This window comes from Neobacillus sp. BP17 (genome assembly GCF_059579525.1).
In genome coordinates this window covers 1,624,049-1,650,071 of sequence record NZ_CM184198.1, presented here as the reverse complement: position 1 = coordinate 1,650,071, position 26,023 = coordinate 1,624,049, and the positions used below count along the sequence as shown (strand labels likewise).

Sequence of the window (26,023 nt, the reverse complement as noted above, 5' to 3'; positions counted from 1 at the left end):
TAGTCTATGTAGTGACTTTGCTCACATTTATGTAAAATTGGGAATCAATTAATGAAATTTTGTCAGTTTAATGAAAGTTCACTAATTTTTTTAATAATTTTAACATTTATCACACAAAAAAAGATTAAATGTTTCATATAATAGAGGTAGAAAATTATAAGGGAGGGAAAAGAAATGAAAACCCCAAATTATCACGATTTTTATCAAAAGGCACTAATCCCCATTGGTGTAAATGACCAAATTGCTTTACAGGAATCCAGTGCATATTATGCGAACTCACCTTCAACCCATTGGCTGATTGCCGTAGAAGGGGTTCAACTCCCACAGACAAAAATATATTTTCATTGGAAAGTAAGTATATACCCTGCTGATTGTGAAGGAGACTTCGATTGGAAAAAGCCTTATTATTGTTCTCCAAACTTGGAGTTAATTGATCATGCAAACGCATTTGCATCTTCTCTCGTTACAGCCGGCAAAAACGATAAACTTTCTTCAGCAACGCTTCTAGAGAAGATAAGCTAACCCCTAAAAAATATTACCTTCTGCTTCACCTTCTTTTTACCTTCATTTGTGAAATAACCCACATATAGTAAAAAAGAAAAATTTACATAAAAAAGGTGCTGTCTGCGATTGCAGACAGCACTTTTTTCATTTGAAACTTAAGCTAACCTAAAGACAATTCCATGTCCGCCTTTAGGGTATTCCCATTTAATATTTTGATATGGACAGCCGATCCGACAGCTTCCGCATTCATGGCAGCCCTCATAGCCTACCTGCATGCGTGTTCCTTCCCACTTATAAACCTCAGCAGGGCAAAATACTGTACAAAGCTTATCGGGACATTTTGTCATGCAAACGTCATGATCCAGTACGGTCAAATGAGATTTTGTATCACATTTAAAACGGAGGAGATACTGTTTTTCCTCGATATTTTTCGTTGACATTATTTCACCGCCTTCCAAGCACGATAAATATCTTGTATCACACGGATGGTTCCACGTTCTGAAGTCACACTCTTCATGATTTGTTTTTGTTTTTCCCGCTTCGGTGTTCCATCAACGGTAAAGAATTTGCTCATAGCTTTATTCATCATTGGAACATATTCATTAAAATATTGTGGATACTTCTCAAAGGTATGTGCAGCATCCTTATATTTCTCTAAATCCTTCATTATGAAACTACTATTTAGTGCATCACGATAGCTATTTAAGCTTGATTCACTGAAATCCCCGCGACTATGTGCCTGAACTACGGCTTCTGCAGCCATTTTTCCAGATGACATCGCCATGTTCGAACCTTCACGATGAATCGCATTGACTAGCTGTGCTGCATCTCCAACGACAATAACTCCATTTCCAGCCACTTTAGGAACGGAACGGTAGCCGCCTTCTGGTATGAGATGGGCAAGATATTCAGCCGATTCTCCCCCAGCGAGCATTGGTTTTACCATAGGGTGAGTTTTTAAGTAGTCTAGGAGCTCATATGGCTTTATTTTCGCTTTGATCATACTCGATAGTGTTGTACCTACTCCAATATTTAAGCTTTCTTTATTGGTGTATACAAACGCGGTTCCTAGGTTGCCTTTTGTTGAGTCACCAAAGATTTCAATGGTACACCCCTGATTATCTTCCAAATTAAAACGATCATTGATTTTTTCTTTTGGTAAATTAATCACTTCCATTACTGTTAAAGCAACTTCATCTGGTCGGAATTCCTTATGGAAGCCCAACTGTTTTGAAAGGAGCGAGTTAACCCCGTCTGCAAGCACAACGACATCAGCATATACCTCACCATTTGGACGGTCAGTACGAACTCCAACGACCTTACCGTTTTCAACAATACATTCAGTTACTACTGTTTCATTTATCAGGAGGGCACCTGCATCTACTGCCTTTTTGGCAAACCATTGATCAAACTGTGCACGTAGGACTGTAAAATTATTATATGGTTCTACACCCCATTCGAGACCTTTGTATCCAAATTGAACAACAGATTCTTTATCCATCATCCAAAAACGCTGTTCAATCACAGGTCGTTCCAAAGGTGCTTCCTTCCAAAATTCAGGAATTAATTCTTCCATTTGCTTTCGGTACAATACCCCGCCCATTACGTTTTTAGCCCCTGGGTATTCCCCTCTTTCAAGTAGTAAAACGTTTAGTCCACTTTTTGCACAGGTAAGGGCACATGAAGTACCTGCTGGTCCAGCACCAACGACAATTACATCAAATTTTTCAGACATAACTCATTTCACCGCCCTTTACAGATTTAATCTGCCTAAATTGTTCGGTTAATTTTGGAATGATTTCCAAGGCATCTCCAACAATTCCATATGTCGCAACATCAAAAATTGGCGCATTGGGATCTTTGTTAATCGCGATAATGAAATCAGAATTTTTCATACCAACGACATGCTGAATGGCTCCAGATAAGGCAACGGCAAAATAAATTTTTGGAGTGACTGTCTCACCTGTTTGACCAATTTGAAGGTGATGCGGCAGCCAGCCAGCCTCAACAACATCACGTGTACCACCAACCGTTGCACCAATAGTTTCTGCAAATTCATATAGAAGCTTGAAGTTCTGCAAATCTCCCATTCCCTTTCCGCCACAGACGATGACATGGGCATCAGCTAAATTGACTTTTTTTGTTACGTCATTCACAATTTGCAATACCTTTGTACGCATATCTTCTTCATGAAGTGATATTTTTTCCTCAATGATTTTGCCAGTTCTCCTTGACTCAGGTTCTAATGCCTTCATTACCTTTGGTCTCACTGTTGCCATTTGCGGTCGATGTTTCTTACAAAGGATGGTTGCCATAATATTACCACCAAAGGCAGGTCTGCTTGCTTCTAGTAATCTGTTATCAATATCCACGTCTAGCATGGTTGTATCTGCCGTTAAACCAGTGTTTAAATCTGTAGCTACGGCACTTGCTAAATCTTTCCCATTGGGTGTTGCACCGTAAAGGATGATCTCTGGTTTGTATTTTTTTGCAAGGAGCATTACACCCTTCATATATGATTCTGTACGATAATTCATTAAAACAGGATGATCAACCATATATACAATGTCTGCACCATAAGAAATGATTTTATCAGCCAATGGTCTTATTTCATGACCAAGTAAAAAGCCAGCTAATGGGACTTGTAATTTATCTGCTAACTTTCTTCCTGCACCAAGTAATTCTAGAGAAACGCCTTCGACCCTGCCATCATTTTGTTCAATGAATACCCAGACTCCTCGATAATCGTCTAGATTCATATTAATTTCCCCCCTTGACAAAAAATTGTTCTATATTATTTAGATATCTGGATTGTTAATAGTTCCTTCTTCTCCATCAAAAGGTCCATAAGTTGCTTAACCTGCTCATCTATAGCACCTTCTAGTCTTTTTCCACCTTCTGGACGAGGCGGTGTAAACATCTTCCCTACAATTGTTGGTGAACCTTTTAGTCCGAGCTGCGAGCGTTCAACATTTTCAAAGTCACTTACTGCCCAAATTATCGGTTCATACCTTGCAGCTTTAATCATGTTGGTCATTGGTGAATACTCAATCTCATTAATCTCTTTTTCAACTGTTAATAAGCAAGGTATTTCTGACTGAATCAACTCATAGCCGTTTGTTAATTTTCGTTTTATCAGTACTGTCTTTTCTTTCTGATTGACCTCTGTCACTTCAATTACATTGGTAATTGGCGGTATATCCATCCTTCTTGCGATTCCGGGCCCAACTTGTCCTGTATCACCATCGATTGCATGCTTTCCACAAATAATCATATCCACTGGGTGCTCTTTATTTATTTTTTCTAAAGCTTTTGAAAGAGCGTAACTTGTTGCCAGTGTATCTGCTCCTGCAAAGGCACGGTCTGAAATTAGATATCCTTTATCTGCACCTATTTCTATACTCTTTCTTATGATTTCAGTCGCTTGCGGCGGACCCATTGATAAAACAGAAATAATCCCCCCAGTTTTCTCCTTGATTTTTACCGCCTCCTGAACAGCGTGGGCATCGTAAGGATTCAAGATAGCAGGTGCACTGCGGCGGTCGAGTGTGTTCGTTTTTGGGTTGATTTTAATAATTTTTGTATCGGGTACTTGTTTGACACATACGACAATATGCATGTAGGAATTTCCCTCCTCCATATGATCTCTAGAATTAGTGAAAGCGTTTGCTCCCTTATGGTTGAAAAATGCTTTTATTAACGATATATGTATCGCAACAGAAGCATAGTACCAAACATTGATAGATTTCTAAATTTCTTACTGGATTTTACTTAAACTAGTGATGTGTAAAAGATTCCAAACAAATCTTTATGCAATATCTAAGAGGCAGTGATAAAAGTATTAACAATTTGAAGTTATGACAAGTTGTGGTAAGATATGTAGTTAATCGTGATGTAAATATTTGATTAATAGTACTAATATAACTATATGAAATATTTAGATATAAACAATGATAAAAATCACAGTTCATGTCTAATTTTGTAGATGTCTTGATTAGGATTATTGGATAAGGAAGGAAGTATGTGATGACTGAGGTTATTTTTGGCAGTGTACTTTCAGCGCTATCTACTGGGGCAGGTGCACTACTCATTCTATTTATTCAACATTCTATTACACATCGCTGGAAGGATATTTTATTAGCCTTTAGTGCTGGTATTATGATGGCAGCTTCTACGATAGGTTTAATTCCTGAGGCATTGAAATACGGTGGATTCGCATCACTTTTTGTAGGAATCTGTCTAGGAGTATGGACGCTTACTCTATTAGAAAAAAATATTCCTCATATTGACTTACAACATAACAAATCTGGAATTCAGTTTGACGAGAAAGCTCTATTAATTATTTCTGCGATTACGCTGCATAATATTCCTGAAGGATTATCAGTTGGTGTCAGTTACGCGTCGGAGCAAGGCGATACAGGCAATCTTATCGCTTTGGCAATTGGATTTCAAAATGCACCGGAAGGCCTTCTTGTCGCATTATTTTTAATTAATCAGCGGATAGGTAAGTGGAAGGCCTTCATTATAGCGACCTTGACGGGAGCCATTGAAATCGTTACATCTTTATTAGGATATTTCTTGACATCATATGTTCAAGGTCTTGTACCCTATGGGCTTTCTTTTGCAGCCGGGGCAATGTTATTTATCATTTATAAGGAATTGATACCCGAAAGCCATGGAGACGGAAATGAGCGGGTGTCCACCTATGCATTTATCATGGGACTGCTGGTCATGGTGTACATTATTGATATATTTTCATAGGTTTAAAAAAACGGGGCCTAATCGAAATGGTTGTTTTTGTATTGTTATTATATCAATATTTTAGGCCAAATCATAATCATCTGTTTAAAAGCAAACTTAATTTCATCATTTGGCTTGGAGGATCCTTCCATAGCCTTTTGATACTTGTTTATTAATTCATCCAGCTCTTGACTATATTTTATAGTTACTTCACTCGTAAACCCAAGTGAGTTGGCACTATTAATCATTAGTTGCCTTTTTTTCTTAATCTCTTCAATCATTTCATTATAATTATTACAATGCTCGTACATGTGTTTCCGCTTCCCCCTACCTATTACCCAATTGCAGTAAACCACTAAAATTTAGACTACTTGATGAATTATGACAAGAATTTTACTAAAAGTAAACACATTCGCAAAAGTAGACAAAACTTCCTATTTCTTTTGTTTTTCGACAATTTCTTTGTTTAATATATCGGTTTTGCGACAAAATTCTTCATTTTTCATAAAAACCCTATTCCAGTAAATTAATAAGTTGGGAGCTAAAAAAAACTGGCCGCTTCAACACAGCAGCCAGTTTTCCTCTTACTATTATTGAACTTCTAACTTCTCGTAAATTGGAACCCATCCTTCGGTTGTTACAAATATCCTTACTGCAACAACTTTTCTGTCTTCTTCTAAGGTAAAATAGTGTCTTGTATTTTCGGGTACTGAAATCAAGTCGCCAGGATTTAAATGTACCTCAAAGAACTCACCATCTTTTCCTTGAATGACAAATACACCGTGACCACTGACAATAAAGCGAACTTCATCATCTGTATGATGATGTTCGTTTTTAAAATTTGTCAGCAAAACATCCAAATTCGGCGTATTTTCTGACAGTGAAATGACATCTTGAGCTTTGTAACCCCGTCTAGCAGAGATATCAGCGATTTCTTCAGAAAAAACACTTAATATTTCTTCTTTTTCTCCCTCACTCAAAAGATACTTTTCTACCAAATCACTAGGGAGCTTGCTAATATCCCAATTTTCATAAATAACTTCTTGAGATTCAAGGAAACTTGCAACCTCTTCTTGAACATTTATTTGCTCTTCTTTGTTTTGAAACGTAATATATGCCATTTTATATTCTTCCTTTCCATTTTTGGTTGATTAGACTGCCTTAAATAATTGGGGATGGTTTATGTTCTAATAACCGTAATTGATACCGAAATAAAAACTCAGAAGCTTCAAGTATTTTTTTCGCTTCAAATGCAGTTCTCCCCCATACCGTGATTCCATGGTTACGAATTAAAATAGCACCTGTATCACCTGAAATATGTTCAGAGAATTCAGCAGCCAGAGTCGGTATATGTGCATAATTTCGAATGATCGGTATTTTTAAGGTTGCATCCTCTTCCCACATATCAAATGCTTTAATTAGCTCTTGTCCTTTAAAGGTGACCACACCCTGATCACCATATATTTCTGAAATAACATTATTATCAATTGTATGAACATGAAGACTGCAGCCAGCATTCGTTTTACGATAAATTTCAACATGAAGAAGTGTCTCTGCTGAGGGTTTTAAATGTGTTTGTTCGACAGGATGACCAAACTCATCAACAAGTAAAAAATCTTCATCCGTACGTTTCCGCTTATCCTTACCACTAGCTGTAACCAGAAATTGTAGTGGATGATCATTTACTTTTATCGCTAGATTGCCGCTCGTACCCATAAACCAGTCCCGATTTGCAAGTTCATCTTTTACATTTGCTAGATCATTCCATCTTTCCTTTATCATTTTAGTTCCCTCACCTCAATTCTTTTTTTTATTTCCTCGATACATTCGAAGAACGTACTAAATCCTTGATGATTAATGCCCCATTCCTCACATTTCTCCTGTAGTAAATCTCTTGCTAACACAAAATTAGCATGTTTCGCTGCCTCAAGATCTGTGACCGAATCTCCGATGACAATCTTGAACAGGTCGTTTTCATGGGTCAGCTTTCGAATAATGCTCGGCTTACAGCAGCCACAATTATTGTCACATAACGAATCGCATTCGTTCGGCCAAAGAATTTTAATCCTCTCACCTGAAAAATCAGATTCGTTACAATAAATACCAGCAAATGGTCCAAACTTCTCTAATATCGGATAAACAAAAAAGTCAATCCCACCGCTAACAATATATAAAGGAATCTCTTCTTTATGCGCAAATTCTACAAATTCTTTAAATCCCGGGCGGATTTTTGCATGCTCAATCGCAAACGCAGTCAACTCTTCCTTCAATTGACTAGGTAATAAGGAGAACAATTTTCCTACTCCCTCATTAATGGAAATTTGGCAAGTGAGAATTTGATCTTTAATTTCTTCCCATCCCTGAGGAGCAAATTCTTCCATCATCCGGATAATGTTATCACTTTCCGTTACGGTTCCATCAAAATCACAAAAGATTACAGGTTTTGTCATACTGTTACCTCTGCATTTCCCCATAGCTTTAGTGCCAGCTTAAGTTCTGGATACATTTCAGCCCCTTCAGACAATAACTTGCCTTGGAGATTAGTTTCAATCGCTTGTCGGAATGCAAGACCGCCGCCCCGGGCACCGTCTGGATGTCCATGTACTCCACCTCCAGCATTAATAACCGAATCGATACCAAAATCACCTATTAACAATGGAACCAAGCCAGGATGAATTCCAGCCGATGGAACGGGGAACGACTTTTTAAAACTGTCCTCACTTGTTAATTCATTAGCAATCGACAGTGCCTTTGGTTTTTCTAATGCAACTGTCCCATACGGCGATGGGAACAGTGACAAATCAGCACCGGCATATCGAAGCAGTTTACCTAGTAATAAAGAATGAGATACTCCATATACGGGTGATGATGCCAATGCACCACTGAAAGCAGGATGTGCCATAAGCGGTAAAGCAATTTCATCATCTTCTCTTAATTCCTGCAGCACATCTAACCCATAGGAAAAAACATTGAATAATAAGAGGTCTGCTCCAAGTTCAGCAGCCTTTCTAGCTTTTTCTTTGAGCTGCGAAGTTCTGCCTGTTAGATTAACAGCATATAAAGTGCGGTGTCCTGTTTGGTCATACACTTCTTGCAGTGCTTTTTTCCCTTCGACAATTCTTTTTTCAAATGGTGTTAATTCATTTTCAAACAGGATTTCATCATCCTTAACCAAATCAACACCACCAAGGGCTTGTTGTTTTAACTGTTCGACTAAAAACGTGAGGTCTTTCCCGAGTACGCCTTTAAAGATGCTCATTAATAACGGTCGATTATTAACGTTTAATTTATTCCTTAGTCCATCAATCCCAAATCTTGGACCAGGGAACTGCCTCTTTAATCCCTCATCAAATTGCAAATCAAGTAATTTAATTTTTCCATCCAATGAAAGTTTACCGAAAACGGTTGTTAAGATAGCAGGGAGGTCATTAGAAAAGTTTATCGTTGGATAGGCAATTTTAATCAGTGCTTGCTCTTCTGTTTCTGAGGGATTCGCTTCGACTGATACAACTCTTCCTTTATGTTTACGCAATTGGTTTTGTTCTAATTCAGGCAGATTCGTCCATGACCCAACTGTTAAACCAAGGGCAATTTCTTCTGCCTTCTTGGATGGTTTCTTTTCGTTATTTAGTAGATATGTAGCAATAATTTCAGTCATTATAAAAACACTTCCTTTTATTCAAACATAAAAAAACCTCTTCAACAAAGAAGAGGTTAGCCGCCAACTAACATCTTCTCATCTATCAGCCTTGTTGCTGCAAGAATTAGCACCGTGCTTAAAACTAGATTTAAGTCGGTTGCCGGGCTTCATTGGGCTTTTCCCTCCGCCTGCTCTTGATAAGAAAACGATTCGTATATTATTCAGTTATTAATGTGTGTTTAACTTTAATTTGCATTATCGCAAGAAAAAAATAAAATGTCAATCGATTTAACTGGCTAATCAGAATTTTAAACAAAATTCTGAACGCATAAGTGCAACTACTCTTCTGTCTTCGCCTTAAGGGGCTCGCCATTCGGGGAGTTTTCTTTAAATATTTCTAAACGACTAATTCTTTCGACGGCTTCAGCTAATCGTTCTTCTGTTGAAAGTAGTCCCACCCGAACATACCCTTCTCCAAATTCACCAAATCCAATTCCAGGTGCAACCATAATATGTGCCTGTTCAAGGAGAATATTAGCAAATTCCGTAGAGGAAAAGCCTTCAGGAACCTTAAGCCAGGCAAAAAAGGATCCCCTTGGTGCGCTGACATTCCAACCCAAGGAATGAAGCCCACTTATCAATACATTCCTTCTTCGCTCATACAACTCGTTTAATTCCTTTACACAGTCTTGAGGGCCAATTAAGGCCTCCGCAGCAGCCTCCTGTACGGCTCCAAATAAACTGACATACAAATGGTCTTGTAAAAGTTCAATAGCGGAAATGACGCTCTCATTCCCAATTGCAAAACCAACACGCCAGCCTGCCATATTATAGCTTTTAGATAAGGTATAAATTTCAATTCCAACTTCCTTTGCCCCTTGAACCTGTAAAAAACTTACTGGTTTCTTACCATCAAACCCGATGGCACCATAGGCAAAATCATGAACTATACAGATATCATGTTCATTCGCTAGTTTGATTGTCTCCTCAAAAAATTCATGAGTCGCTACCGCACCAGTTGGATTATTAGGATAATTGAGGAACATTAGTTTTGCTCTATCTAAAACATCCCCATTCAACTCACCATAATCCGGTAGAAAATTATTTTCCTCCCTTAGCGGCATCCTTACCATTTCGGCTTTTGCAAGTGCAACCCCTGACAAATAATCCGGGTAGCCTGGATCAGGCACGAGGATGGTGTCGCCGGGATTTAATAAACACTGCGGAATTTCGACAAGACCCGCCTTACCGCCAAACAGTATAGCCACTTCTTTATCTGGATCAATGGGAATTCCATATTCTCTAAAATAAAAATCAGCAGCAGCTTGTTTTAAATACTGGTGCCCTTGAAAGGGAGAATATTTGTGATTTAATGGATTCACCGCGGCTTCCTGAAGTTTTGCTACGATATGTGCCGGTGTTGGCTGATCGGGGTTCCCTTGCCCCAAATTAATCACATCATACCCCTGTGAAATATATTCCCCGACTTTTTTAACGAGTGAAGCAAAAAACTGCTTAGGAAGACTATTTAAAATCTCTGATGTTGAAAATTGCTTCATGGTTCTCACCTGCTTTAATGATTTATAAAAGTAATTCTATTGTTAAATTCTAGTCACAAATGATATAACTTTTATAACAGCTTGTAAAGAAAAAATTCCGAAAGTTCAAACGAGGTGAAGATTCGTGAAATTAAAAATTTCATGTATACAAATGGATATCGCCTTTGGGGATCCAAATAAAAACTATCAATCTGCTGAAAGACTCATTGAAAAGGCTGTAGCCGGCCAGCCAGATATCATTGTACTACCAGAGCTGTGGACAACAGGGTATGACTTAACTCGTCTAAATGAAATTTCTGATAATCATGCTGGTAAGACCATTGATTTCCTTCAAAAGGCAGCAAAAAGGTACCAAGTAAATTTTGTTGGCGGATCTGTAGCCAACCGAGAAGAAAACGGTATAAAAAATACCTTGCTCATTGTCAATAAGGAGGGTAAACTCGTACACCAGTATAGTAAACTTCACCTGTTTAAGCTAATGGATGAACATGTTTATTTAGAAGCAGGCTCTCAAAAAGGACTATTTGAAATTGAAAATAATAAATTTGCCGGGACTATTTGTTATGACATTCGCTTTCCGGAGTGGATTCGAGCACATACATCTGAAGGGGCTGAGGCACTGTTTGTGGTTGCCGAATGGCCAGCGCAGCGATTGTCTCATTGGAGAGCCCTTTTAATTGCCAGAGCCATTGAAAATCAATGTTATGTCATTGCTTGTAACCGTGCCGGTCAAGATCCTAATAACCAGTTCGCTGGGCATTCCTTAATTATCGATCCGTGGGGAGAGGTAATAGTGGAAGCTGAAGAAAGCGAAGAAATTTTATCTGCAGAAATTGAGACGGATTTAGTCAAAGAGATTCGTAAACAGATCCCTATTTTCATTGATAGAAAACCCGAATACTATAATTAATTTTCAAAAAATATTGACAATATTATTTTATTGCTGATATGATTTTCACCAGTAAAATAAATATTCTCTTATCACGAGCTGGCTGAGGGATTGGCCCTTTGAAGCCCAGCAACCGACCTTAAACAAATTGGATAATAGAGTGCTTCCTGCGCTTAACGATTCCAATAAGGCACGGTGCTAATTCCAACAGAAGGATTATCTTTCTGAGAGATGAGAGGTGCGATAGACAATTTGTCTTCCCGAGCCTCTTTCAAATGAGAAAGAGGCTTTTTTGTGCCTAATGCACAATGAAGCCTCCCAAAAACAAGGAGGAGCCATTATGAGTCTACTAAAACAGAAAACATACCAACCATTAACTAACGAGAGTGCTGTAGAACTTGCACTGGAATTAAATATTTTTCCAGGCACTGCTAAACTCTCCTGCAAAGAGATTGGCGACGGAAATCTCAATCTTGTTTTTCATATTGTCGAAGAATTAAAAGGAAAAAGTATTATTATTAAACAAGCTCTCCCATATGCAAAAGTAGTTGGTGAAAGCTGGCCATTAACACTGAAAAGAGCAAAGATTGAAGCAGATGCCTTAAAAATTTTCGGGCAAATTGCTCCTGAATATGTTCCAGAAGTATTATTCACAGATGATGTCCTTGCTGTAACTATTATGGAGGATCTTTCCCATCTTTTGATCGCAAGAACTGGCTTTATTAAAGGTGAAAGCTATCCATTAATTGGTAAACATCTGGGTGAATATCTTGCTAAGACATTATTTTACACTTCTGATTACGGATTAGGCCCTGGAGTAAAAAAAGAACGTGTCCAACAATTTATTAATCCCGAATTATGCAAAATCACTGAGGACTTGATCTTTACCGACCCATTTATGGATGCAGATACAAACGAATTTGAGGATAGCCTTCGTCCAGCAGTCGAAGCTCTTTGGCATGATGAAGAACTAAAATTTCATGTAAATGTCTTGAAGAAAAGCTTTTTAACGGAGGCTGAGGCCCTCCTGCATGGAGATTTACATACTGGAAGTGTGTTTGCTAGTAATTCTGAAACCAAAGTAATTGACCCTGAATTTGCTTTCTACGGACCTGCAGGCTTTGATATAGGTCAAGTATTTGCGAACCTCCTTTTCCAGGTTATTGTGAATGAAGAAAAACGTGATCTTTTCATCAACCACATTGAAACCGTATGGAATGTGTTTGAGGAACAATATACATTCCTATGGAATACAGAAAATAAAGAGATTGCTGTAAAAACTTCTACATTCTTAAACTATCAGATATCCAAGTTTTTTGGGGATACCCTCGGGTTTGCAGGCTGTGAATTAATCAGAAGAACCATTGGCCTTGCACATGTTGCAGATTTAGATGGGATTGAGGACGAGCAAACCAGAATCACTACTAAACAAAAAACGATTGAACTCGGAAGAATCCTAATAAAACAACGAAATGAAATTAAGGATCTAACATCATTTATCGCAACTATAAAAGAACGTATATAGGTAAGAAAAGCAATCCATTTTGGATTGCTTTTCTAGTCGATTTTTGCCCACATCTCTTCTGGGTTTAGTTCATAAATACCATTCTCTCGAAACATATAGTGATTAATGATAAATTCCCGGCGAATGGTTGCATAGTCATCATGGAATTGTTTTATAAACTCATTTAATTGTTTTTCTTCGTATTTTTCACCCATTTTTAACCCCTGTATCATGTGTTCAAATACGATTAATTTCTTTTTTCGTTGTGCTGGAATATTTTTTAGTTTCCCAGTTTTCGTAAAGAAATTTTCGATGATTTTTTGTCTCTCGAGACTAGACTCGACCATTTCATCCAACTCCTCTCCCTTTTTTTCTAACAGTTCTGTAAACACCTTTGCCTGCTGATTTATCAGTGATTCGTTTAGGTAAAAGTAGATAGTATTCTTGACTCTTCTGTCATAAACCACATGAACTTCCCGTAATTTCTTTAAATGATGTGTAATCGTTGGAGCAGACAGGCCAAGCTTTCCAGCAATCGCCTGACCGTGGAGTGGGCCTTTCGCCAATATGGCTACTATTCGAATTCTTGTTGGATCTCCCATTGTTTTATAAAAAGATACGATTTTATCTAATTGGATCAATTTCCTACCTCACTTTTTTATAATTTCGATAACTATCTAATTAGATATATATCAAATTAACTTTACCATGTCAATAATTAAAAAAAAACACTCCCAAAAGGAAGTGTCTTTGATCTATTCTACTATTTACAACATTGGATTTTCATCTTTTGCTTTTAGACGCTGCCATCTTTTCTCAACTTCAGCTTCAAACTCTTCTAACATTGGCTTGTTCTCTTCTTTTAGTAGATGTTTTGTTTTTCCCATATACTTTAACCAATCCGAAAGTGGAATTCGTTTATTCTTTTCTTCTGGATTGTAAGTGATTGTTGTAACACCCTGTTCGACTTCATAAAGCGGGAAGAAACAAGAGTTTACCGCAGCCTCCACAATGGTTGTGCCAAAACGGTCATCGGATTTCCAGTTAAGTGGGCATGTGATGAGAATTTTACCATAAACGGTTCCAACATTTTGAGCATACCATTGTGCTTTTGCACCCTTTTTCACTAGGTCCTGAGGGAATGCCTCGGAACCAGTAAATACATATGGAATATTCGTTGCTGCCATTATTTGTGCGGTATCTTTATGATGGAAAGCTTTACCACGCTGTGTTTTTCCTACACCAGAAGTACTTGTCATATGACCGATTGGCGTGGAATATGACATTTGTGAGCCGGTATTCATGTAGCCCTCATTATCATATTCAAGCATAATTAGCTTATGACCACGAAGAGCTGTACCAATAGCTGATCCCATTCCGATATCCATTCCGCCATCGCCAGTAATCATTACAAATGTAGCATCATCAGATACTTGAATTTCACCGCGGCGTTTTAATTCCATGAATGCTTCAACTGTACCTGATAATGTTGCAGCACCGTTTTGGAATAAATTATGCATCATTGTTTGCTTATGGGATGTGCTTGGATACGATGTTGTTGTTACATAGGCACATCCAGTTTGGAATAGTGTAACGATGTCTCCTTCAATTCCTTTAAAGAACAACTCAAGACCAGCAAAAATACCACAGCCCGGACATGCACCGTGACCTGATGCAATTCGTTTCGGTTTACCAGTTAAGGCCCTAAGTGGTGGAATTTTCACTTTTAATTTATTGGTTTCTTCATCCATCTTTACATCAATTAATCCGGTTTTAAAGACATCCCCATGTTGTGGTAAAATAACTGGTTTGAGAATTTTCTCAGGATTGCCAGGGATATGTCCATAGTAATCAAAAGGCTTTTCGGCAAAGCCTTTTTCCAATGTATCCAATGCCATATCAAAGAAAGCCTCTGCATCACTTGCATAGAAATCCTTACCTCCAAGTCCAAATACACGACTTAACACAATCGTCTTGTTGTCTTTGTCATCTTGAAGGGCAGATTTCACTTCATGTGTAAGATTAGGCCCATTTGCTCCATAAGAATCCGCGCGTTCCCCAATTAATAATGATTTTACATTCTTAAGAGCTTCGCGAATTTCTTTTGCTGGGAATGGACGAATAATATTCGGGCTGATCACACCAGCCTTTATTCCTTTTTCACGAAGTTGATCCACAACATCTTTAGCAGATTCTGCTGCAGAGTTTAATAGAAATAAAGCTACCTCTGCATCTTCCATTTTATATAAATCTAGTATAGGATATTCTCTTCCAGAAAGCTTCGCGTATTCTTCAGCTACTTCTTTAAATACCTCACCAGCATTATACATTGCTTCTGACTGCTGGAAGTGATTATTAAGGAAATCATCTCCGCTCATATGCGCACCAATTGTTACTGGTTTACTTAAATCCCTGATAAAGTTGTAATCTGTTGGGCATTCTCCCACAAATTGCTGTACAACACTGCGATCCTTAAAGAATTCAACCCGGCGCTTTTGATGGGAAGTAAAGAATCCATCATAAGCAACAATAACTGGTAAACGGACTTTAGAATGTTCCGCAATTTTTAATGCCATAATATTCATATCATATACAGCTTGCGGGGTTTTTGCTGTTAATATGACCCAGCCTGTATTTAAAGCATAATATAAGTCAGAATGATCTCCGCGAATATCTAATGGACCACTGACAGCACGTGTAACAAGATTCATTACCATAGGAAAACGAGTACCTGATTGGACTGGCATCTGCTCAAGCATATACAAGAATCCATTTGCACTTGTTGCATTGATTACCCTTGCACCTGTTGCTGCTGCACCATAGCAAATCCCGGCCGAACCATGCTCACCATCTGCAGGAATCAGTTTAATATCATGTTCTCCACGTGTTTTCATTTGATCTAGAAATTGAGCAACCTCTGTGGAAGGCGTAATTGGGAAGTATCCCATAATATGATAATTGATTTGTGCTGCGGCCATTGCAGCCATTTCATTCCCAGATTCAAAAGTAGAAATTTGTTCTGCAATCCTTTTTGCTGTTAATTTATCTTCTAAAATAGACATTATTGGACCCCTCCTGCAATATACGGAAAGTTTTGCTTTACGCGGTGTTCATCTGCATACCCAAGTAACTCACGAAGATCACCAAGGGCATCTGTTGGACAGGCCTCCACGCATTTCAGGCAGCCCTTACAGTATTGATAATCAATACCTTTAAGGAACATTTGTTTTCTGCCGCGCTTATCCTCCCCTTCTTCCCAAACGAAACAAAAGTCCGGACAAACATTGTCACAAGCTGCACAGTTAATACATTTCTCTTGCTGGAATTCTGGAAGGAATCCTTGCCGTGAACCGCTTAAATCTTTATATATACTATTAGCTTGTGAAACCATGACTCCACCGATTTCCTGGGTCATGTATCCAAGCATTGGCAATGAACGGGTGAAGGATTTTCCTTCCGCACCGGCTGGTACTTCGTATGTTTTAAATTGAACCTCATTATAACCGCGATCAAAAGTACGGATATTTGGTTCAACTAGATGTGGGTATTTTTTTGTGAACGTTTTCCTTATTACATCTCTCATTGATTCTGGATCTAAAAAGTCACAAATGCGATAGAGTGCACCTAGCATGGCTGTATTTACTTTCGTTTTTTCCTCAACGGCAATCGAAAGGGCATCTATTATAGCAAGTGTACCGTATTGCAATTGTAAATCCTTTTTTACTTCATCAAAATCTCTCGAGGTATTAACGAGTACGATACCATCAGCATTTAATCCGCTGACAACATTAACAGTTCTATATAAAGCTTCATGGAAAACCCCAACAATATGTGGTTGTTCAATTGGACTATGGTCTCTAATTTCCACATCTGGTTCACAGAAGCGGATGAAACTCTTTACTGGAGAGCCCTTTTTTTCGGATCCGTAGGATGAAAAATTGGATCCTTTCAAGCCAAGACTCAAAACGCCTGCCTCCGCCAACATTTTTCCAGCAAGGTTAGCACCTAACCCCCCAATTGATTCAAGACGGATTTCAAAAAATCCTAGTTCATTTTTTTTCGGTAAAATAGACATAATGTCCCTCCCTGACTTCGTTCAATAAAACTCCACGAAATAGACATAAAATTTTACTATCCCACAACTATTGTAAAACGAATATTTTTATTAATCTGTGATAAAAGTCAAACACAAAGAAAAAAATTTTGTAACACAAAAATTAATTATTGAATAAACGCAAGTATATATGATCTTCAAGACGACATTTCATTATATAACAGATTATAAATTGTTGTATAACAGAATAAAACAAAAAAGGCCTGCACCGATTATGGTACAGACCTCTAAAAATTTTTATAAATCATTAATGACAATATATGATGCCTTTACAGGTCCATGAACTCCAACGACAAGATTCAATTCAATATCAGCAGAGTTACTCGGTCCAGTAATAAAATTGATGCATGAAGCTACGTGACCAGTTTTCTTATGAATCTCCCGCATCTTTTGAGATGCTTGCGTAATCCGCGGTACTAGTGTACTTTTCGGTATAAGTGCGATATAGGTGGCAGGGAGAAAACTGACAGTTCTCCCCTTATTCTCATCGCTAAACAATACGACCGTTCCGGATTCAGCCAGTGTTATTTCACTAATTGTAATCCCCACATTGGCCTTCTCTGCTTTTGCAATGTTTTGGTGCCCCTTGCTATGATTCCATTCGTAAACTTCTATATTCTGTGCTGGCCATTCCTTTTTTATAAGTGGATCGAGTCCCCACTTGGAAAAGCGTTCATCTTTCCATGTGACAATCGGACCACCGCCAAAGCCAGAAACTACTTCATTTAGGACTGAAGGTAAATCATTGCTATCAGTTACATAAAGGTTTGTATGAATTTTTTTACATTGCTCTTTAAGAACCTCTAACAATTCATCTTGTGTAGCATCCTTTAATACCTCATATTGGGGCTGGAATTTCCAGGCCGGCCTTTCAACGGGGGAGGAAATGCGCGGCCGCCCAAGACTGCCCGCAATTTGGTTTAGAAATTTATCTCGATTGTGAATCGCTCCAACCATGATTATTTGCCTCCTTTTTCACGGTTTTTAAACCAATCTCTGAATCGCTCTTTATTTGGTGCTGGAAAATCACGAATATCTGTCCAAGCCTTTAATGGACCTGGTCCCTTAGAAATCTTCTCACCCACTGTAAAAGGGTTCATTGCAGCAGGTGCCATCTTAGATCCTATGTTATACATGATTGGAGAGGCTGCCCCTAAACCAAAAGCCTTCATTAATAGTTTTTCGGATATTGGTGCTTTTCCCTCTTTTTCAACAATGACTTCTCGGTGTTTATGAAGAAGGTTATGTAACGGGATTTTTACTGGACATACCTCTGTGCAAGCTCCACATAGGGTTGAAGCGTAAGGGAGCTCTTTAAATTCATCGTATCCGCCTAATAATGGAGATAGGACTGCACCGATAGGCCCCGAATAAATAGAGCCATATGAATGTCCGCCCACATGCCGATAAACCGGACATACGTTAATACATGCCGCACAGCGGATACACTGTAAAACAGATTGGAACTCTCCGCCAAGTATTTTGGATCTTCCGTTATCAACAATGACAAGGTGAAATTCCTCAGGGCCATCGACATCTAATGCTTCTTTCGGTCCTGTTAACACAGTAATATAGCTAGTTAATTTCTGACCTACCGCACTTCTCGTTAGTAAACTAACTAAAACTTCCATCTCTTCAAAGGTTGGAACCAGTCTTTCCATTCCCATAACTGTAATTTGTGTTTTAGGTAATGCTGTTACTAAATCAGCATTTCCTTCGTTAGTTACTAGACTAAAAGAACCAGTTTCGGCCACAGCAAAATTACAGCCAGTAATCCCGATATCTGCTGATAGGTATTCCTTTCGAAGCATCTCACGGGCATGCCATGCTAATTCTTCTGGTTTTGATGTTTTTGTGTAACCTAACCTATCCGTAAACACATCACGAATTTGTTCCTTATTTTTATGAAGCGCTGGTACAACAATATGTGATGGGGGATCATGATCATCAATTTGAAGAATGTATTCACCAAGGTCTGTTTCTATAACCTCACATCCCTCTTTTTCCAACATTGCATTTAAACTGATTTCTTCAGTTACCATCGATTTCGATTTAACAATTTTCTTGGCTTCCTTCTTTTTTACAATCCCTTGGATGTACTCATTTGCTTCTTCCTTAGTTTGTGCAAAAAATACATGTCCGCCACGCTTGGCAACATTCTCACTTAGTTGTTCTAAATAATAATCTAAGTTTTCCAGTACATGTTGGCGGATTTCTTCTCCATGCGAGCGCCATTCTTCCCAGTTTCCTAGTTCCTCAGCGGCGACTCTTCTTTTTACACCCATACCGTCCTGTGCTCCAGCAACAGCCCCGCGCATGAAGTCATCATGAATTCCTTTATCAACACGTTCTTTAAAATGTTCTGTGCTAATCTTCATTGCCATACAGTCATTCCTCCATTCTTCTACGTTAATAAAACTTGTCTGTTGATTTCCGCTCCAGGCACTTCAATCAACAGAGTTCCAAAATCAACGGCTATTTAATACCTCGGCAATATGCATTACCTTGATTGGCTTACCAACTCTATCAATTCTTCCGCCGATATTCATCAAACAGGCTGCATCCGCACCGATTAGATACTCAGCCCCAGTTTCTTCAACGTGTCGGACTTTTTCATCCACCATTTGCTCTGAAATTTGAGCCATTTTTACCGCAAAAGTCCCCCCAAAACCACAGCATTGTTCCTTCCCAGGCAATTCAGTAAACCTTAGACCTTTTACATTACTTAATAGAATCATAGGAGCTTTCTTTACACCCAACAATCTTGTCATGTGACAGGAGGTATGATAGGTTACACTTCCTTCAAAACGGGCACCGACATCTTCAATTTTCAAAACATCAACAATGAATTGCGTAAGTTCAAATGATTTTTCAGCAAGTCTTTTTGCTTTTGGTTCCCAAACCGGGTCTCCCTTAAAGATATGCTGATATTCATGGAACATAGTTATGCAGGACCCTGATGGAGAGACTATGTATTCAGCATCGCTAAACGTGTCGATCATTCGTTTCATAGCTTCTTTTGTTTCTTTAACATAACCACTATTATATGATGGTTGCCCGCAACAAACTTGCGATTCAGGAAAATCAATTTCACACCCGAGCCTCTCAAGTAATTCGACAGTGGCCTTTCCTACATTACTTTTGAACATATCTACAATACAAGTTGCAAAAAGTGTAACCTTCATGATTGTCTTCCTCTCCTATTTTTCAAATTTACACGAGTTCCGCTGATGAACTGGTCATCTGATGACTAATTGAAAAAAATTAAGATTTTTATATCATTCATACTACAATAAAAGTAGACCCTATTGAAAGTGCTTCCAGCAAAAAAAAAGAAAATTTTAAAAAACATGCGTTCCAAATTAGTTTGGAGGTTGCATGTTTTTTGGATTAATTATACAAAAAGTTAGCTTGTAAAATTCGCAGATTGAAAATATTTTTGTAATACGGCTTCAACGTTCTCAAGATGTAAAAGCATAAACTTTCTTGCTTTTTCTTCATCCTGTTCTTTAACCGCCTCAAAAATATCCTTATGTTCATCATAAAGTCGTTCCATCGTGGTTTGTTTAGAAAAGAGCCAAACACGACGTGTTTCTTTCATGGTTTCTCCCATTAATCCAGAAACATGATTCATCAAGCTAAGCAGCAAAGGGTTTTGCGCGGCATCGGCAAGAGCAAAATGAAATTGGAGATCAGCTTTTTCGCCCAGTGTTTCATTCCCTTGAGCATTTCTCATTTCTTCAAGTGCTTCCTCCATCATTGCTAAATGGTGACTTGTTCTTTTTTTCGCAGCTGCAGCAGCCGTTCCAATTTCAATAATCTTACGAACCTCTAATAATTGAGCAATGTCTTCTTGATTCATTAAAATAGCTGTTGATAGTGGGAAAGTAATTTGATCTGATTCAAATTCCTTTATGAAAGTACCTTCCCCTTGCTTCATTTCAACGAGCCCCATCGCTCTTAAAGAGGTTAACGCTTCACGGATGGCGGAGCGGCCTACTTGGAAATTTTCTGCAAGTTGTTGTACCGAATCAAGTTTTTCCCCAGGTTTAACCTGACCCGTTCGAATCATTTCATATATGGCCTCTGCTACTTCTTCATAGATCTTTTTTGGTTTTATTTTTTTATAATTCACCGGTCCAGCCCCTAACAAGCATTTGTTTCTTAGATCCATCTTCATTATACAGTTTTTTCAAAAATCTGCCTATATAATCAACTTTATCACTATAAACAAGATTCCACTATTCGTTACGTAATAATATTTAATAATGGAAATTTTTAAAAAAAAGATTGAATTTCTTCGGTTTCGTCCCTATAATTCATTTTAGAAGCAAGAAACATCTAGTCATCTGATGACCTTGTCACCATTTGTAAGCGATTGCTTATTTAAGGGAGGGTAGAATTTATTATTTGGAGAAAAAATCAAAAAAAGCTAATTCGGGGGGATTAAGCTATTATGACATTTACTCAAAACTTTACAGCAGTGGGAGATAATCTCGCATTATCTGCTGTTGTTGCACTAATTCCGATTCTTTACTTTTTCTGGGCTTTAGCCATTAAACGGATGAAAGGCTATCTTGCAGGAGTATCTACACTTGCTATAGCCTTGGTGATTGCTATTTTTGCCTATAAAATGCCTGCAGGTATGGCATTTATGTCGGCCTCACAAGGTGCTGTATATGGAATACTGCCGATTGGCTGGATTATCATTACATCAGTATTCCTCTATAAACTTACTGTAAAGACTGGACAATTTGATATTATTCGAACCTCTGTTGTTTCTATTACGGAGGACCGCCGTTTACAAGCATTATTGGTAGCGTTTTCCTTTGGAGCTTTTCTTGAAGGTGCCGCTGGTTTTGGTGCACCTGTTGCCATTTCCGCTGCTCTTTTGGTAGGATTAGGATTTAATCCTTTATATGCTGCAGGGCTTTGTCTAATTGCTAATACTGCACCTGTTGCATTCGGAGCGATTGGTGCACCGATTATTGCCATGGAAGGGCCAACTGGTATTGCAGCAACAGAGATCTCAAAAATGGTAGGCCGCCAGTTGCCATTTTTATCGGCCTTTATCCCATTCTATCTAGTATTTATCATGGCCGGCTGGAAAAAAACGAAAGAAGTCATGCCAGCTATTCTCGTATCAGGAGTAGCATTTGCTGGTACTCAATTTTTTACCTCTAACTTTATGGGACCAGAACTTCCCGATATCTTATCAGCTTTAGTTTCCTTATTTGCACTAGCTGTCTTCTTAAAATTCTGGAAGCCAAAAACAATCTTCCGATTTTCTTCTGAGCAAGAACTTGCTGCTACATCGGCAAGGAAACTTAAAACACAAGAAGTTAAACATACGGGAGGGCAAATTTTCAAGGCATGGTCACCTTTCCTATTGTTAACAGCAATTATTACATTATGGGGTATTCCTACCGTTAAGCTTGCATTAACTGGTCATTACGAGGGAGCAAACGCCATCTTAAAAGCAGTTAATTCGATTGGGCATGCACTTACATATATTCCAAATGTGCCATTAATAAATAATAAAATCATTAACACCGCAGGAGCTCCAATCCCAGCAATATATAAATTGGAACTTCTTGGAGCAGCCGGTACAGCAATCTTAATCGCAGCAATTTTAACAAAATTCATCGTTGGCATCTCTTGGAAAAATTGGGCTATTACTTTTGGCGAAACCATCAATGAATTAAAATATCCAGTCATTACAATTGCTGCTGTTGTTGGTTTTGCCTATGTTACGAATGCATCTGGAATGAGTACTACTCTTGGAATGACACTTGCCAAAACAGGTTCATTACTATTTCCGTTTTTCTCACCTTTCCTTGGCTGGCTTGGTGTGTTCATTACTGGGTCTGATACTTCTGCAAACTTATTATTCGGTAACCTCCAAAAAATCACTGCGACTTCTATTGGTATGGATCCGGTGTTAGCTCTGGCAGCTAACTCTTCCGGCGGAGTAACCGGAAAAATGATTTCACCACAATCAATAGCTGTTGCCTGTGCCGCTGTTGGACTTGCAGGTAAGGAATCCGAACTGTTCCGCTTCACAATCAAACACAGCTTCTTCCTAGTAATAATTATTGGAATTATGACCTTTGTTCAGAGTCATTACCTCAGTTTTATGATTCCTTAATAATTATTTATTAGGCTGTGTTAAAGATTAATGTTGATTTTGACACTCTGTTGATTGGAGTGGAAGGCACGAAGACTCCTGCGGGAGTACGGGGCAGGGGAGACCCCGCAGGCGCTAAAAGCGCCGAGGAGGCTCCCCGGCACGCCCGCGGAAAGCGAAGTGCCTGGAACGGAAATCAACAGACAAGTTTAACACAGCCATTTATTAAGACCCATGCCAAACCGGCATGGGTCTTTTGTATCGTTTGCTTCTTTTTTTCTCTAAACTAGGCTATAATAAAATATTGTTTTCATTTATGCAAAGGAGTTTTTATATGAATGTTATTTGTTCAACCCTGAATGCTAAGTTTATTCATACCAACCTAGCGATTCGCTGCCTAAAGGCTTATGCAGCACCAGATTTTAATATACAAATCAAGGAATATACCATAAAGGACCCTATTTTAAATATTGTGACAGATCTCTATCAACAGAAACCGAAGGTGATTGGATTTAGCTGTTATATCTGGAACATTGAAGAAACCATTAAAGTGGTGAATCTGTTAAAAAAAGTGGACCCATCGCTAGTTATTGTTCTAGGCGGACCTGAGGTTACTTATGACACACGTGAATGGATGGAAAAAGTACCTGAGGTGGACTTTATTGTTATGGGTGAAGGTGAACAAACCTTTAAACAGTTACTAACTGAAATCCAAAATAATCATAACTTTAAAAAAGTACCTGGAATTGCCTTACGTGAGAATCAACAAATAGTCATTACTCCCCAAATGAATAAGTTGGACTTAAAGGAATTACCTTCACCCTATCGTTTCCCTGAAGATATCGCCAATTTAGGCAAACGAGTCACCTATATTGAGACTAGCCGTGGTTGTCCATTCAGCTGTCAATTTTGCTTGTCATCGATTGAGGTGGGTGTCCGATACTTTGACCGTGAAAAAATTAAAGAAGATATACGCTATTTAATGGCTAATGGGGCAAAAACAATTAAGTTTGTCGATCGTACCTTTAATATTAGCAGGAGTTATGCTATGGAAATGTTTCGTTTCTTAATTGATGAACATCTTCCTGGAACCGTCTTTCAGTTTGAAATTACAGCAGATATCATGCGTCCTGAAGTAATTGAATTTCTTAATCAAGAAGCACCTAAAGGTCTTTTCCGCTTTGAAATCGGTGTTCAATCCACCAATGACTTTACCAATGAACTGGTGATGCGAAAACAAAATTTTTCGAAACTGACTAGGACAGTCTCAATGGTAAAAGAAGGTAGGAAAATAGACCAGCATCTTGATTTAATAGCTGGTTTACCTGAAGAAGATTACGCTTCTTTTCGAAAGACTTTCAATGATGTATTTGAGCTCCGTCCGGAAGAGCTGCAATTAGGTTTTCTAAAAATGCTCAGAGGCACAGGAGTAAGGCTTCGGGCAGATGACCATAAATATATATATATGGATCATTCTCCCTATGAAATCTTAAGCAACAATGTCCTCTCTTTCGACGATATTGTTAGAATTAAGCAAGTTGAGGATGTGTTGGAAAAATACTGGAATGACCATCGGATGGATGCTACTGTGGAATATTTAATAACCAATGTATTTCCTTCACCGTTTGACTTCTTTCAAGAATTTGGTTCTTTCTGGGAAAGCCAAGGCTGGTCCAGAATTGGTCATCAACTTGAAGATTTATTCCGTAGACTGTATACTTTTTTAGAACACCAGGATGTTGCTGAGCTTGATGTTATTGTTGGGCTAATGAAGTATGATTACTTTTTGAAGCACAAATTCAAACCAAGAAAACCTTGGTGGGAAGCAAGCTTTAATAAGGAAAAAAGAACACAAATTTACAAACAAATTTCCGAACATCCGTCTATTTTAGGGGATTCGTTTGTTGAACTTGGCCTCGATGAAAAAGAATTGTATAAACATACGATGCTTGAAGAACTCACCTTTGATTTATCAGAATTCCTAACAAGCGGGAAGATTTTTAAACATCCTTCATGTCTTTTAGCTTATTTTGACCCCATGAACAGTCGTACACAGATTTTTTCATATTTAGAAAAATAACAAGCCGGCGTTGCCGGCTTATTTCTTTTTATTATTTTTCTTCTCTTTTTGTGTCACCTGCATAATGTCATATAATTTTGTGCCGTTAACATCGCCAAATTCGATGCTGAATTCTTCAGTAGGAATACGTGGTGGGGTTTTACGGCGGCTTTTCATTAACTTCTTCCCTTTTTCCCTAGTTTTGAATTTCGATTTTGAAATCTTATCGCATTGTTATTATCAGTGAATTCCGCTGAAAATTCACTTTCTTGAACATTTTTATGAGGTGTTTTTGTATATTTTTCCACTGCATCAAATTCTGCTTTACGTTTTGCCATCAAATAATCCTCCCAGAAAATAGTTTAACCTTACTACCTTAGTTTTGAACAAACTAAAGGTAATCATTCCTTTCCTTTTTTTTCATAAATAAATTTGCTCTACTCGAAGAAAATAAAGAAAAAACAGGAGTGATTTGAAAATGAAAAAAACGAAAAATACACAGTCCGCCGAGCCAGTAAGCTTGAATGAAACGATGCCTCATCAAATCAGTGCCCCTAGCTTTGAGGGTACTGGAATAAAAATGGAGCCTCCCTTTGTTAATGAACATGGTGTTACGATTGGTGATAGTATTTATGCCTCGCCTAATTCTCCTCTAGAGAACTGGACAAAAGATACCGACCCTTCCATTATGGCGGGAGATAAATGGGTTCATCCAACTAATGATATTGGCTGGAACACAAGTGAAAACCGTGAGTTATTGGAAAGTAAAAAGAAACCGCAAGCATATCCTTTTATGCATCCTTCAAAAGATGTAAGTCAAGGAAGTGATTAAGTTCATCATTTTTACCAAACTCTGGATGACACATCCAGAGTTTTTTTTACCAAAC

General features: G+C 38.3%; 26 protein-coding genes and 2 riboswitches. Of the genes, 7 read left to right on the top strand and 19 right to left on the bottom strand.

Going from position 1 to position 26,023, the window contains the following annotated elements; genetic code table 11:
- Positions 1–174 precede the first annotated feature (174 nt).
- The gene (locus AC4QJR_RS07945; RefSeq protein ID WP_496525847.1) at positions 175–522 is read left to right on the top strand and encodes a hypothetical protein; all 348 of its coding nucleotides are present in this window, start codon (positions 175–177) and stop codon (positions 520–522) included.
- Positions 523–659: 137 nt separating this feature from the next.
- Here the strand turns inward: AC4QJR_RS07945 and AC4QJR_RS07940 are convergent, their stop codons facing one another.
- Genes AC4QJR_RS07940 through AC4QJR_RS07925 form a run of 4 tightly spaced genes read right to left on the bottom strand, consistent with a single transcriptional unit; the run spans position 660 to position 4,123 of the window.
- On the bottom strand, positions 660–944 hold the full coding sequence (locus AC4QJR_RS07940; protein ID WP_026566270.1) for a ferredoxin family protein: 285 nt from the start codon (positions 942–944) through the stop codon (positions 660–662).
- A complete protein-coding gene (locus tag AC4QJR_RS07935) occupies positions 944–2,239 on the bottom strand; it encodes an FAD-dependent oxidoreductase (RefSeq protein ID WP_098572568.1) in 1,296 nt (431 codons plus the stop codon). The genes AC4QJR_RS07940 and AC4QJR_RS07935 overlap by 1 nt, the downstream gene beginning before the upstream one ends.
- Positions 2,232–3,263 carry an electron transfer flavoprotein subunit alpha/FixB family protein gene (locus AC4QJR_RS07930; protein WP_496525846.1) on the bottom strand — a complete coding sequence of 344 codons (1,032 nt, stop codon included), beginning with the start codon at positions 3,261–3,263 and terminating at the stop codon, positions 2,232–2,234. The genes AC4QJR_RS07935 and AC4QJR_RS07930 overlap by 8 nt, the downstream gene beginning before the upstream one ends.
- A gap of 35 nt (positions 3,264–3,298) precedes the next feature.
- A complete protein-coding gene (locus AC4QJR_RS07925) occupies positions 3,299–4,123 on the bottom strand; it encodes an electron transfer flavoprotein subunit beta/FixA family protein (protein WP_098572566.1) in 825 nt (274 codons plus the stop codon).
- Positions 4,124–4,530: 407 nt separating this feature from the next.
- Here AC4QJR_RS07925 and AC4QJR_RS07920 point away from each other — a divergent pair, with 407 nt between their 5' ends.
- Positions 4,531–5,265: a ZIP family metal transporter gene (locus AC4QJR_RS07920; protein ID WP_098572565.1), complete on the top strand. Its 735-nt coding sequence runs from the start codon at positions 4,531–4,533 to the stop codon at positions 5,263–5,265.
- 47 nt (positions 5,266–5,312) lie between these two features.
- On the opposite strand, the gene AC4QJR_RS07915 is transcribed toward AC4QJR_RS07920, so the two are convergent.
- From AC4QJR_RS07915 to AC4QJR_RS07890, 6 genes are all read right to left on the bottom strand, one after another.
- Entirely contained in the window at positions 5,313–5,555 is a 243-nt protein-coding gene (locus AC4QJR_RS07915) for an aspartyl-phosphate phosphatase Spo0E family protein (protein ID WP_098572564.1), read from the bottom strand.
- Between the two features lie 279 nt (positions 5,556–5,834).
- Entirely contained in the window at positions 5,835–6,365 is a 531-nt protein-coding gene (locus AC4QJR_RS07910; RefSeq protein WP_098572563.1) for a 1,2-dihydroxy-3-keto-5-methylthiopentene dioxygenase, read from the bottom strand.
- A gap of 40 nt (positions 6,366–6,405) precedes the next feature.
- A complete protein-coding gene (locus AC4QJR_RS07905) occupies positions 6,406–7,026 on the bottom strand; it encodes a methylthioribulose 1-phosphate dehydratase (RefSeq protein WP_496525845.1) in 621 nt (206 codons plus the stop codon).
- On the bottom strand, positions 7,023–7,694 hold the full coding sequence (locus AC4QJR_RS07900; protein ID WP_496525844.1) for a 2-hydroxy-3-keto-5-methylthiopentenyl-1-phosphate phosphatase: 672 nt from the start codon (positions 7,692–7,694) through the stop codon (positions 7,023–7,025). Before AC4QJR_RS07900 ends, AC4QJR_RS07905 begins: the two co-directional genes overlap by 4 nt.
- Entirely contained in the window at positions 7,691–8,902 is a 1,212-nt protein-coding gene (gene mtnW / locus AC4QJR_RS07895; RefSeq protein WP_496525843.1) for a 2,3-diketo-5-methylthiopentyl-1-phosphate enolase, read from the bottom strand. Before mtnW ends, AC4QJR_RS07900 begins: the two co-directional genes overlap by 4 nt.
- A gap of 75 nt (positions 8,903–8,977) precedes the next feature.
- Positions 8,978–9,088, bottom strand: a riboswitch (SAM riboswitch).
- Positions 9,089–9,222: 134 nt separating this feature from the next.
- Positions 9,223–10,443 carry a pyridoxal phosphate-dependent aminotransferase gene (locus AC4QJR_RS07890; RefSeq protein WP_496525842.1) on the bottom strand — a complete coding sequence of 407 codons (1,221 nt, stop codon included), beginning with the start codon at positions 10,441–10,443 and terminating at the stop codon, positions 9,223–9,225.
- Between the two features lie 124 nt (positions 10,444–10,567).
- On the opposite strand from AC4QJR_RS07890, the gene AC4QJR_RS07885 reads away from it, so the two are divergent.
- Both AC4QJR_RS07885 and mtnK read left to right on the top strand, forming a co-directional pair.
- Complete coding sequence (locus AC4QJR_RS07885) at positions 10,568–11,353, top strand: carbon-nitrogen family hydrolase (protein ID WP_375374717.1); 786 nt, start codon at positions 10,568–10,570, stop codon at positions 11,351–11,353.
- A 65-nt stretch (positions 11,354–11,418) separates the two neighbouring features.
- A riboswitch (SAM riboswitch) is annotated at positions 11,419–11,570 on the top strand.
- A gap of 102 nt (positions 11,571–11,672) precedes the next feature.
- Entirely contained in the window at positions 11,673–12,857 is a 1,185-nt protein-coding gene (gene mtnK / locus AC4QJR_RS07880; RefSeq protein WP_496525841.1) for an S-methyl-5-thioribose kinase, read from the top strand.
- 32 nt (positions 12,858–12,889) lie between these two features.
- Here the strand turns inward: mtnK and AC4QJR_RS07875 are convergent, their stop codons facing one another.
- From AC4QJR_RS07875 to AC4QJR_RS07845, 7 genes are all read right to left on the bottom strand, one after another.
- A complete protein-coding gene (locus AC4QJR_RS07875) occupies positions 12,890–13,474 on the bottom strand; it encodes a DUF2087 domain-containing protein (RefSeq protein WP_496526639.1) in 585 nt (194 codons plus the stop codon).
- A gap of 129 nt (positions 13,475–13,603) precedes the next feature.
- Positions 13,604–15,898: a thiamine pyrophosphate-dependent enzyme gene (locus AC4QJR_RS07870; protein WP_375376747.1), complete on the bottom strand. Its 2,295-nt coding sequence runs from the start codon at positions 15,896–15,898 to the stop codon at positions 13,604–13,606.
- The gene (locus AC4QJR_RS07865; RefSeq protein ID WP_496525840.1) at positions 15,898–16,911 is read right to left on the bottom strand and encodes a 2-oxoacid:acceptor oxidoreductase family protein; all 1,014 of its coding nucleotides are present in this window, start codon (positions 16,909–16,911) and stop codon (positions 15,898–15,900) included. Before AC4QJR_RS07865 ends, AC4QJR_RS07870 begins: the two co-directional genes overlap by 1 nt.
- Positions 16,912–17,187: 276 nt before the next feature.
- Positions 17,188–17,907, bottom strand: a complete 720-nt coding sequence (locus AC4QJR_RS07860) for a LutC/YkgG family protein (RefSeq protein ID WP_496525839.1) — start codon at positions 17,905–17,907, stop codon at positions 17,188–17,190.
- 2 nt (positions 17,908–17,909) lie between these two features.
- Positions 17,910–19,334, bottom strand: a complete 1,425-nt coding sequence (locus AC4QJR_RS07855; protein WP_496525838.1) for a LutB/LldF family L-lactate oxidation iron-sulfur protein — start codon at positions 19,332–19,334, stop codon at positions 17,910–17,912.
- Between the two features lie 84 nt (positions 19,335–19,418).
- The gene (locus tag AC4QJR_RS07850) at positions 19,419–20,135 is read right to left on the bottom strand and encodes a (Fe-S)-binding protein (RefSeq protein ID WP_098572552.1); all 717 of its coding nucleotides are present in this window, start codon (positions 20,133–20,135) and stop codon (positions 19,419–19,421) included.
- 221 nt (positions 20,136–20,356) lie between these two features.
- Positions 20,357–21,085 carry a FadR/GntR family transcriptional regulator gene (locus tag AC4QJR_RS07845; RefSeq protein ID WP_311315792.1) on the bottom strand — a complete coding sequence of 243 codons (729 nt, stop codon included), beginning with the start codon at positions 21,083–21,085 and terminating at the stop codon, positions 20,357–20,359.
- A 321-nt stretch (positions 21,086–21,406) separates the two neighbouring features.
- Between AC4QJR_RS07845 and AC4QJR_RS07840 the strand changes: the two genes are divergently transcribed.
- Entirely contained in the window at positions 21,407–23,098 is a 1,692-nt protein-coding gene (locus AC4QJR_RS07840) for an L-lactate permease (RefSeq protein WP_098572550.1), read from the top strand.
- A 313-nt stretch (positions 23,099–23,411) separates the two neighbouring features.
- A complete protein-coding gene (locus tag AC4QJR_RS07835; RefSeq protein WP_496525837.1) occupies positions 23,412–25,157 on the top strand; it encodes a B12-binding domain-containing radical SAM protein in 1,746 nt (581 codons plus the stop codon).
- Positions 25,158–25,175: 18 nt separating this feature from the next.
- On the opposite strand, the gene ykzE is transcribed toward AC4QJR_RS07835, so the two are convergent.
- Together ykzE and ykzP are read right to left on the bottom strand one after the other, a co-directional pair.
- Positions 25,176–25,313 (bottom strand): protein YkzE, encoded by a 138-nt coding sequence (gene ykzE / locus AC4QJR_RS07830; RefSeq protein WP_180230027.1) that lies wholly within the window; start codon positions 25,311–25,313, stop codon positions 25,176–25,178.
- Positions 25,313–25,474 (bottom strand): protein YkzP, encoded by a 162-nt coding sequence (gene ykzP, locus AC4QJR_RS07825; RefSeq protein ID WP_166257651.1) that lies wholly within the window; start codon positions 25,472–25,474, stop codon positions 25,313–25,315. Before ykzP ends, ykzE begins: the two co-directional genes overlap by 1 nt.
- A gap of 140 nt (positions 25,475–25,614) precedes the next feature.
- On the opposite strand from ykzP, the gene AC4QJR_RS07820 reads away from it, so the two are divergent.
- Positions 25,615–25,968, top strand: a complete 354-nt coding sequence (locus AC4QJR_RS07820; protein WP_496525836.1) for a DUF3905 domain-containing protein — start codon at positions 25,615–25,617, stop codon at positions 25,966–25,968.
- Positions 25,969–26,023 lie beyond the last annotated feature (55 nt).

What these genes read in the sequence shown, in the direction of transcription:
- AC4QJR_RS07945 (WP_496525847.1), top strand. Translation starts at nt 175, where the DNA reads ATGAAAACCCCAAATTATCACGATTTTTATCAAAAGGCACTAATCCCC.
- AC4QJR_RS07940 (WP_026566270.1), bottom strand. Translation starts at nt 944, where the DNA reads ATGTCAACGAAAAATATCGAGGAAAAACAGTATCTCCTCCGTTTTAAA.
- AC4QJR_RS07935 (WP_098572568.1), bottom strand. Translation starts at nt 2,239, where the DNA reads ATGTCTGAAAAATTTGATGTAATTGTCGTTGGTGCTGGACCAGCAGGT.
- AC4QJR_RS07930 (WP_496525846.1), bottom strand. Translation starts at nt 3,263, where the DNA reads ATGAATCTAGACGATTATCGAGGAGTCTGGGTATTCATTGAACAAAAT.
- AC4QJR_RS07925 (WP_098572566.1), bottom strand. Translation starts at nt 4,123, where the DNA reads ATGCATATTGTCGTATGTGTCAAACAAGTACCCGATACAAAAATTATT.
- AC4QJR_RS07920 (WP_098572565.1), top strand. Translation starts at nt 4,531, where the DNA reads ATGACTGAGGTTATTTTTGGCAGTGTACTTTCAGCGCTATCTACTGGG.
- AC4QJR_RS07915 (WP_098572564.1), bottom strand. Translation starts at nt 5,555, where the DNA reads ATGTACGAGCATTGTAATAATTATAATGAAATGATTGAAGAGATTAAG.
- AC4QJR_RS07910 (WP_098572563.1), bottom strand. Translation starts at nt 6,365, where the DNA reads ATGGCATATATTACGTTTCAAAACAAAGAAGAGCAAATAAATGTTCAA.
- AC4QJR_RS07905 (WP_496525845.1), bottom strand. Translation starts at nt 7,026, where the DNA reads ATGATAAAGGAAAGATGGAATGATCTAGCAAATGTAAAAGATGAACTT.
- AC4QJR_RS07900 (WP_496525844.1), bottom strand. Translation starts at nt 7,694, where the DNA reads ATGACAAAACCTGTAATCTTTTGTGATTTTGATGGAACCGTAACGGAA.
- mtnW (WP_496525843.1), bottom strand. Translation starts at nt 8,902, where the DNA reads ATGACTGAAATTATTGCTACATATCTACTAAATAACGAAAAGAAACCA.
- AC4QJR_RS07890 (WP_496525842.1), bottom strand. Translation starts at nt 10,443, where the DNA reads ATGAAGCAATTTTCAACATCAGAGATTTTAAATAGTCTTCCTAAGCAG.
- mtnK (WP_496525841.1), top strand. Translation starts at nt 11,673, where the DNA reads ATGAGTCTACTAAAACAGAAAACATACCAACCATTAACTAACGAGAGT.
- AC4QJR_RS07870 (WP_375376747.1), bottom strand. Translation starts at nt 15,898, where the DNA reads ATGTCTATTTTAGAAGATAAATTAACAGCAAAAAGGATTGCAGAACAA.
- AC4QJR_RS07865 (WP_496525840.1), bottom strand. Translation starts at nt 16,911, where the DNA reads ATGTCTATTTTACCGAAAAAAAATGAACTAGGATTTTTTGAAATCCGT.
- AC4QJR_RS07860 (WP_496525839.1), bottom strand. Translation starts at nt 17,907, where the DNA reads ATGGTTGGAGCGATTCACAATCGAGATAAATTTCTAAACCAAATTGCG.
- AC4QJR_RS07855 (WP_496525838.1), bottom strand. Translation starts at nt 19,334, where the DNA reads ATGGCAATGAAGATTAGCACAGAACATTTTAAAGAACGTGTTGATAAA.
- AC4QJR_RS07850 (WP_098572552.1), bottom strand. Translation starts at nt 20,135, where the DNA reads ATGAAGGTTACACTTTTTGCAACTTGTATTGTAGATATGTTCAAAAGT.
- AC4QJR_RS07840 (WP_098572550.1), top strand. Translation starts at nt 21,407, where the DNA reads ATGACATTTACTCAAAACTTTACAGCAGTGGGAGATAATCTCGCATTA.
- AC4QJR_RS07835 (WP_496525837.1), top strand. Translation starts at nt 23,412, where the DNA reads ATGAATGTTATTTGTTCAACCCTGAATGCTAAGTTTATTCATACCAAC.
- ykzE (WP_180230027.1), bottom strand. Translation starts at nt 25,313, where the DNA reads ATGAAAAGCCGCCGTAAAACCCCACCACGTATTCCTACTGAAGAATTC.
- ykzP (WP_166257651.1), bottom strand. Translation starts at nt 25,474, where the DNA reads ATGGCAAAACGTAAAGCAGAATTTGATGCAGTGGAAAAATATACAAAA.
- AC4QJR_RS07820 (WP_496525836.1), top strand. Translation starts at nt 25,615, where the DNA reads ATGAAAAAAACGAAAAATACACAGTCCGCCGAGCCAGTAAGCTTGAAT.